This window comes from Nocardioides sp. (assembly GCF_025964975.1).
Classification (GTDB): Bacteria; Actinomycetota; Actinomycetes; order Propionibacteriales; family Nocardioidaceae; genus Nocardioides.
The window spans coordinates 25907-32471 of record NZ_JAOPXV010000019.1 but is presented as its reverse complement, the minus strand read 5'-3'; the positions used below and the strand labels follow the sequence as shown (position 1 = coordinate 32471).

6 protein-coding genes are annotated in these 6565 nt (G+C 70.5%); 3 read left to right on the top strand and 3 right to left on the bottom strand.

Going from position 1 to position 6565, the window contains the following annotated elements; all coding sequences use genetic code 11:
• Positions 1 to 173 precede the first annotated feature (173 nt).
• Together JWN68_RS01670 and JWN68_RS01665 are read right to left on the bottom strand one after the other, a co-directional pair.
• Positions 174 to 1319, bottom strand: coding sequence for an ArsA-related P-loop ATPase (locus tag JWN68_RS01670; protein ID WP_297733726.1), 1146 nt, complete (start codon positions 1317 to 1319; stop codon positions 174 to 176).
• 56 nt (positions 1320 to 1375) lie between these two features.
• Positions 1376 to 2404: an ArsA-related P-loop ATPase gene (locus tag JWN68_RS01665; RefSeq protein WP_297733723.1), complete on the bottom strand. Its 1029-nt coding sequence runs from the start codon at positions 2402 to 2404 to the stop codon at positions 1376 to 1378.
• A gap of 120 nt (positions 2405 to 2524) precedes the next feature.
• On the opposite strand from JWN68_RS01665, the gene JWN68_RS01660 reads away from it, so the two are divergent.
• Together JWN68_RS01660 and JWN68_RS01655 are read left to right on the top strand one after the other, a co-directional pair.
• Entirely contained in the window at positions 2525 to 3292 is a 768-nt protein-coding gene (locus tag JWN68_RS01660) for a CoA transferase subunit A (protein WP_297733721.1), read from the top strand.
• Entirely contained in the window at positions 3292 to 3960 is a 669-nt protein-coding gene (locus JWN68_RS01655; protein WP_297733718.1) for a 3-oxoacid CoA-transferase subunit B, read from the top strand. Before JWN68_RS01660 ends, JWN68_RS01655 begins: the two co-directional genes overlap by 1 nt.
• A 102-nt stretch (positions 3961 to 4062) precedes the next feature.
• Here JWN68_RS01655 and JWN68_RS01650 read toward each other — a convergent pair whose 3' ends face one another.
• Positions 4063 to 5409 (bottom strand): MFS transporter, encoded by a 1347-nt coding sequence (locus JWN68_RS01650; RefSeq protein ID WP_297733715.1) that lies wholly within the window; start codon positions 5407 to 5409, stop codon positions 4063 to 4065.
• An 84-nt stretch (positions 5410 to 5493) separates the two neighbouring features.
• On the opposite strand from JWN68_RS01650, the gene JWN68_RS01645 reads away from it, so the two are divergent.
• On the top strand, positions 5494 to 6531 hold the full coding sequence (locus JWN68_RS01645) for an LLM class flavin-dependent oxidoreductase (protein WP_297733712.1): 1038 nt from the start codon (positions 5494 to 5496) through the stop codon (positions 6529 to 6531).
• Positions 6532 to 6565: the final 34 nt, after the last annotated feature.

Genomic DNA, 6565 nt, shown 5'->3' with positions numbered 1-6565 from the left:
TGGGGTGTCTGGGGCGGTATGACCGAGCGTGAGCGTCGTGCCCTCATCCGCCGTCGTCCTGCCGCTTCGTGGCGCTCCGTCCTGGAGTCCGCGCGCACCGAGCACGAAGGCATCGTCACCGTCTGATTCTCGGCCCCTGATCCTGACCCGCCGTCCGGCAGATCTCTCGTGGGTCAGCCCCCGGCGAGCAGGTCGCCGACCCGCCGCAGCCCGGCGAGGTCGTGCACATCGGTGGACAGCGCAGGGACGACCGCACTCGCGACGTCGGGGTGTGCTGTCGCCCAGCGCTCACGAAGGTGCTTCTCGCGCATCACGATGCGCGCCCGGTCGGCGTGCAGCCGCAGGAGTCCCGCCGTCGTGGAGTCCGGCGCGTTGGCGTTGAGCCGGTCGGCCGCGGCCGTCGCCTCTTCCGCCGACAGGTCGGCCCCGATGCCGGGGCTGGCCCGGTTGATGATCAGCCCCGCGAGCGGCATCTCGTCCTCGGTGAGCCGTTCGACGAAGTAGGCCGCCTCACGTAACGCGTCGGGCTCCGGCGCGGCGATGACGACGAAGGCCGTGCCGTTGGCCTGGAGCAGGGAGAAGGTCTTCTGAGCTCGTTGGCGGAAGCCGCCGAAGAGCGTGTCGAAGGCTGCCACGAAGGTCTGCATGTCGCGCAGGACCTGGGCTCCCAGGATCTTCGTCAATGCGCTGGTGACCAGTCCCAGCCCCGCTGTCATCAGCCGGGCGGGTCCACGTGCCGGCGCCAGCAGCAGCCGGATGAAGCGCCCGTCGAGGAAGCTGCTGAGCCGCTCCGGCGCGTCGAGGAAGTCCAGCGCCGACCGGCTCGGCGGGGTGTCGACGACGATGAGGTCGTAGGTGCCGTCGCGCTGGGCCTCCGTGTGGATCTGGCCGAGCTTCTCCATCGCCATGTATTCCTGTGTGCCCGAGAACGAGCTGGACAGGGCGATGTAGAAGGGGTTCTCCAAGATGGCCCGGGCCTTCTCCTCCGTGGCCTGGCTCAGCACCACCTCGTCGAAGGTGCGCTTCATGTCGAGCATCATCGCGTCGAGGGTGCCACCGGCCCCCGCGCCGACCCCCGGGACCGGACGCGGGGTGTTGTCGAGGGTCTCGATCCCGAGTGACTGGGCCAGCCGGCGCGCGGGATCGATGGTCAGGACGACGACCTTGCGGCCACGTTCAGCTGCGCGCAGGGCCAGGGCAGCAGACGTCGTGGTCTTGCCGACGCCTCCGGACCCACAGCACACGATGATCCCGGTCGACCGCGAGTCGAGGAGTGCGTCGATGTCGAGGCGCGGAGCTCGCTCGGTGGTGGCAGCCAGGGGCCCGACGCGGGGGCGGGTCCGGTGGGGCGTGCTCGAGGACCCCGAGGAGTTGGTCACGCGAGCCCCTGGTCCTTGAGTCGAGCTGCCAGCTCGTAGAGCCCCCCGAGGTCGACTCCGTCGGTGAGCCGCGGGAGCTCGTACGTCGGCCGCCCCAGCCCACGCACGATGGTGCGTTGCGCGTCCTCGAGAGCCCGACGCTCCGCATGGTCGCGTGCTTCGACGAGCAGGGCACCGACGAGCTCATGGGTGACGTCGATCTTCGCAGCCTGCAGATCGGCCATGACGCGCTCGCGGTCGAGGCTGCCCTTCCGAGCTGCCCGCAGGTCTTCCTTGCCGAGGTCTCGAGGCCGGACGAGGTTGACGATGACGCCGCCCACCGGCAGTCCCGCGTCACGGAGCTGAGCGATCCCGTCGGCCGTCTCCTGTACCGGCATCTCCTCGAGCACCGTCACCAGATGGACGACGGTCCGCGGCGAGCGGAACAACGTCATGACCTTGTCCGCCTGGGACTTGATCGGGCCGACCTTCGCCAACCCCGCGAGCTCGCCGTTGACGTTGAGGAACTGGGAGATGCGCCCGGTGGGCGGAGCGTCCAGCACCACGGCGTCGTACGCGCGTGCCTGCTTGTTGCGGGCGTTGCGCAGCACCGCCTCGTAGACCTTGCCGGTGAGGAGCACGTCGCGGACGCCGGGCGCGATGGTGGTGGCGAAGTCGATGACGCCGAACCGGTCCAGTGCCTTCCCGGCGCGACCGAGCTTGTAGTACATCGCCAGGTAGTCGAGCAGGGCGGACTCCGCGTCGATGTGAAGCGCGTGCACCGCGCCCGGCGCGACGCTGCCGACCGGGAGGCCGCGGGCGATCCGGCGCTCCTCGTAGGGCAGTGGCTCCACGTCGAACATGCGGGCGATGCCTTGGCGGCCCTCTACCTCGCACAGGAGCACGTCCTTGCCCGTGGAGGCCAGGGCGAGCGCGAGCGCTGCGGCGACCGTCGACTTGCCGGTGCCGCCCTTGCCGGACACGACGTGGAGCTGGGCGCGGGGCCATTGCGGACCGGGGCCGCCGGGCGTGGGCTCGAGGGACACGCTGACGAGCCTAGTGTGTGGCCCAGCGCCATGGTGGGCCTCGGATCGGGCTGACTAGGGTGGCCCACTAGTCAGCCGGAGCCGGTTCGCAGGATCCGGTGCTTGCCAAGGAGGAAGTGCGTGGACAAGGTCGTCAAGAGTGCCGCCGACGCGGTCGCGGACATCCCGGACGGGGCGACGCTCTCGGTGGGTGGCTTCGGGTTGTGCGGCATCCCGTCGGTGTTGATCGAGGCGGTGCTGGCGGCCGGGACGAGTGATCTCGAAGCCGTCTCCAACAACTGCGGCGTCGACGACTGGGGGCTGGGCAGGCTGCTGATGGAGAAGCGGCTGCGGCGGATGATCTCCTCCTACGTGGGGGAGAACAAGGAGTTCGCCCGTCAGTACCTCTCCGGCGAGCTCGAGGTGGAGCTGACGCCCCAGGGAACGCTGGCGGAGCGGATGCGGGCAGGAGGATCGGGGATCCCAGCCTTCTTCACCGCAACGGGGGTGGGCACCCAGGTCGCCGAGGGCGGTCTCCCGTGGAAGTACGACGCGGAGGGCAACGTCGTCGTCGCCTCGCCACCGAAGCAGACCCAGGTGTTCGAGACGGCCGAGGGGATGCGCGAATACGTCCTGGAGCACGCCATCGTCGCCGACTTCGGACTCGTGCGCGCCTGGAAGGGTGACCGGCACGGAAACCTCATCTACCGCGACTCGGCGCGCAACTTCAATCCGCTTGCCGCCATGTGCGGCCGGGTCACGATCGCCGAGGTCGAGCACCTGGTCGAGCCCGGCGAGCTGGAGCCCAACGACATCCACACCCCGGGCGTCTACGTGCAGCGCGTGGTCGCGCTGACGCCCGAGCAGGCCGCCGACAAGCGGATCGAGAAGAGGACGGTGAGTTCCTGATGAGTTGGACGCGTGAGGAGATGGCTGCCCGGGCGGCCTCGGAGCTCGCCGACGGGTCGTACGTCAACCTCGGGATCGGCCTGCCGACGCTGGTGCCCAACTACGTCGCCGACGACGTGGAGCTGGTGCTTCAGTCCGAGAACGGCATCCTCGGCGTCGGCGCCTATCCAGAAGAGGACGCCGTCGACCCGGACCTCATCAACGCCGGCAAGGAGACCGTCACCGTCCGTCGTGGGGCGTCGTTCTTCGACTCCGCCACCTCCTTCGGCATGATCCGCGGCGGCAAGATCGACGCCGCGATCCTGGGCGCGATGCAGGTCTCCGCGGTCGGCGACATCGCCAACTGGATGATCCCGGGCAAGATGGTCAAGGGCATGGGTGGCGCGATGGACCTGGTCCACGGTGCCAAGCGGGTGATCGTGCTGATGGAGCACACCGCCAAGGACGGCGGTCTGAAGATCGTCAACGAGTGCTCCCTGCCCTACACCGGCAAGCGGGTCGTGCAGCGGATCATCACCGACCTCTGCGTGATCGACGTGATCGACCCCGCGACCGGCGAGGTGGCTGCCTCCGGGACGCTCGGGGACCGGGCCCTGAAGCTCGTGGAGCTCGCCCCCGGCGTCTTTGAGGACGAGGTCAGGTCGAAGACCGAGCCCGAGCTGGTCTGAGCGCTCGTTGACTGTCGGAGTCCCCGGATATCCGGGGACTCCCACCACCTGTCAGGCGTTGCAACACCTGACAGGTGCTGGAGTTGCCTGCGCGCGGGGAGGTCAGACGGGTTTCGCCGTACGGCGCGAGGTGACCACGCCGAGCACCCCGAGGCCGACGGCGAAGACGAAGACCGACAAGAAGGGGTCGGCTCCCTCGCGCTGAGCCAGGGCGAACACCACCCCCGAGATCGACAGCGCCAGCGCTGCGCCCAGCGAGTCGGCGATGGTCAACGCGGCGGAGTTGGAGCCCCGGTCTGCGTTGGTGGAGGCGCCCAGCATCGCCACGCTGGTGCGGGGGTAGCCCAGGCCCATCCCGGCCCCGGCGAGGACATAGGTGGCGCCGGCGAGCACCGCAGGTCCGTCGAGCCACACCGTCAGCGTCAGCGCCAGCACTCCGAGCAGCAGCAGCGCCGAGCCGACCTCCATCGCCCGCACGTGGGAGATCCGGTCACCGAGCCGCGCCTGCACCTGGCTCGCGACCGCCCACGTCACCCCGACGAGAGTGAGCGCGATGCCGGCCCGCCCCGGGGTCAGGCCCCACTGGGACTGCAGCACGTAGACGATGTAGGCCTCGGCACAGAAGAAGCCTGCGCTCATCAGCCCCCGCGTGGCGATCACCGACGGGAGGCCGCGGGCGCCGGTGAGTGAGCCTGTCGGCAGGAGCCGGCGCAGCGCGAGCATGACGACCGCGAACGCCCCCACGGCACCGAGCCCCGCGAGACCCCGGGACGAGCCGAGCAGCTCAAGGGCGAGCACGGCGACCGCGCCGACCGTGGCCCAGAGAAGGGGCCCGACACCGGCAGCCTCCACCTCGATGTCCGTGCGTCGTCCGCGCAGCGAGGGGGCGATCAGGACAGCCGCGGCTGCCACGAAGACCACCGCTCCGCCGAAGACCCAACGCCAATCGGCCGCGTCCGCGACGAATGCCGCGAGCGCCGGGCCGAAGAGGGACGGCAGCACCCAGGCGGCCGCAAAGCTGGCGAAGATCGCGGGCTGCAGCTGTGGTGGGAAGACCAGCCCGACCAGGACGTAGAGCCCCACGATGAGCGCACCGCCGCCCAGCCCCTGGACGAGACGTCCGCCGACCAGGACCTCCATCGTGGGCGCGGCCGCACAGACAAGCAGCCCCAGCGAGAACAGCACCATCGACCACAGCAGTGGCGCCACCGGACCACGGCGGTCGCTCCACATGCCGGCCGCGACCATCCCGATGACCCCACTGGCCAGCGGCGCGGCGAAGCTCAGCGCGAAGAGGTCCTCGCCGTCCAGGTCGCGGGCCACGGTGGGCATCACGGTGGTCACGGCCATCGCCTCGAACGCGACGAAGCCGATCAGCGCGAACATGCCGACCGTCACGGCGGCGTACGTCGGGCTGAGCAGGCGCTCGCGCGTTGTGGTCTCGGTCATCACAGTCACGATGGCAGATGCCAAAAGCTCAGCTGGACGTGAGGTCAACAGGAATAGTGGGCAGATCTCGTCGTTGGGCTGGGAGTGACTCCAGCGCTCTCCGTCCTCGACCTGGTGCCCGTGCGCACCGACCAGACGTCCGCCGACGCGGTGGCTGCCTCGCGATCGCTGGCGAAGGTGGCAGACGAGCTCGGCTACCGCCGCTACTGGGTCGCCGAGCACCACAACATGCCGGCCGTGGCGGCGACCAACCCGCCCGTCCTGATCGGCCTGCTGGCTGCAGCGACCTCGCGCATCCGCGTGGGGTCGGGGGGCGTGATGCTGCCCAACCACGAGCCGCTGGTGGTGGCCGAGCAGTTCGCCCTGCTGGAGGCAGCCTTCCCCGGCCGCATCGACCTCGGGATCGGGCGCGCGCCCGGCACCGACATGCTGACGCGCTACGTCCTGCGTGGCGGGGCCACGTCAGCCGCGGACGACGCCGTCGCGAAGTTCCCCCAGTACGTCGAGGACGTGGCCACCCTCATGCACCCGGACGGCGTCGAGATGACCGTCGGCGGCCACCGCCAACCCCTGCGCGCCACCCCACTCGCGGGCAGCGTGCCGACGATCTGGCTGCTGGGCTCCTCCGACTACTCGGCCCGCCTCGCGGCGGAGCGCGGGCTGCCCTACGTCTTCGCCCACCACTTCGCCGGTCAGGGCACCGCCGAGGCGCTCGAGCTCTACCGGTCGACCTACAAGCCGTCACCGCAACACCCCGAGCCGCGCACCTTCCTCACCGTGAACGCTGCCGTGGCCGGGACCGCCGAGGAGGCCCGCCGGCTGGCCCTGCCGCAGGCCCAGGCGATGGTCGCGCTGCGGACAGGGGCTCCGCTGTCGGCGCAACGACTGGTGGAGGATGCCGAGGCGACGCCCGTGGCCCCGGCCCATCAGGGGATGGTTGAGGCGATGCTGACGCGCTGGATCGTCGACGAGCCGGTGTCCGCACGGGCGCGCATCGAGGCGCTGGCGGTCGAGTTCGGAGTGGACGAGGTGATGGTGCACCCGGTCGCCGGCGCCCAGGTCGGGACCGACCGGGACGCCGTGCCGGCTCGCGAGGAGACGCTGCGACTGCTCGCGGCCTGAGGTGCCCCCAGGTCGGCCTGGGGTGGACGTCCGC

Bases quoted from the DNA above. Each gene is read 5' to 3' on its own strand.
- JWN68_RS01655 (WP_297733718.1), top strand. From the start codon at position 3,292: ATGAGTTGGACGCGTGAGGAGATGGCTGCCCGGGCGGCCTCGGAGCTC.
- JWN68_RS01650 (WP_297733715.1), bottom strand. From the start codon at position 5,409: ATGACCGAGACCACAACGCGCGAGCGCCTGCTCAGCCCGACGTACGCC.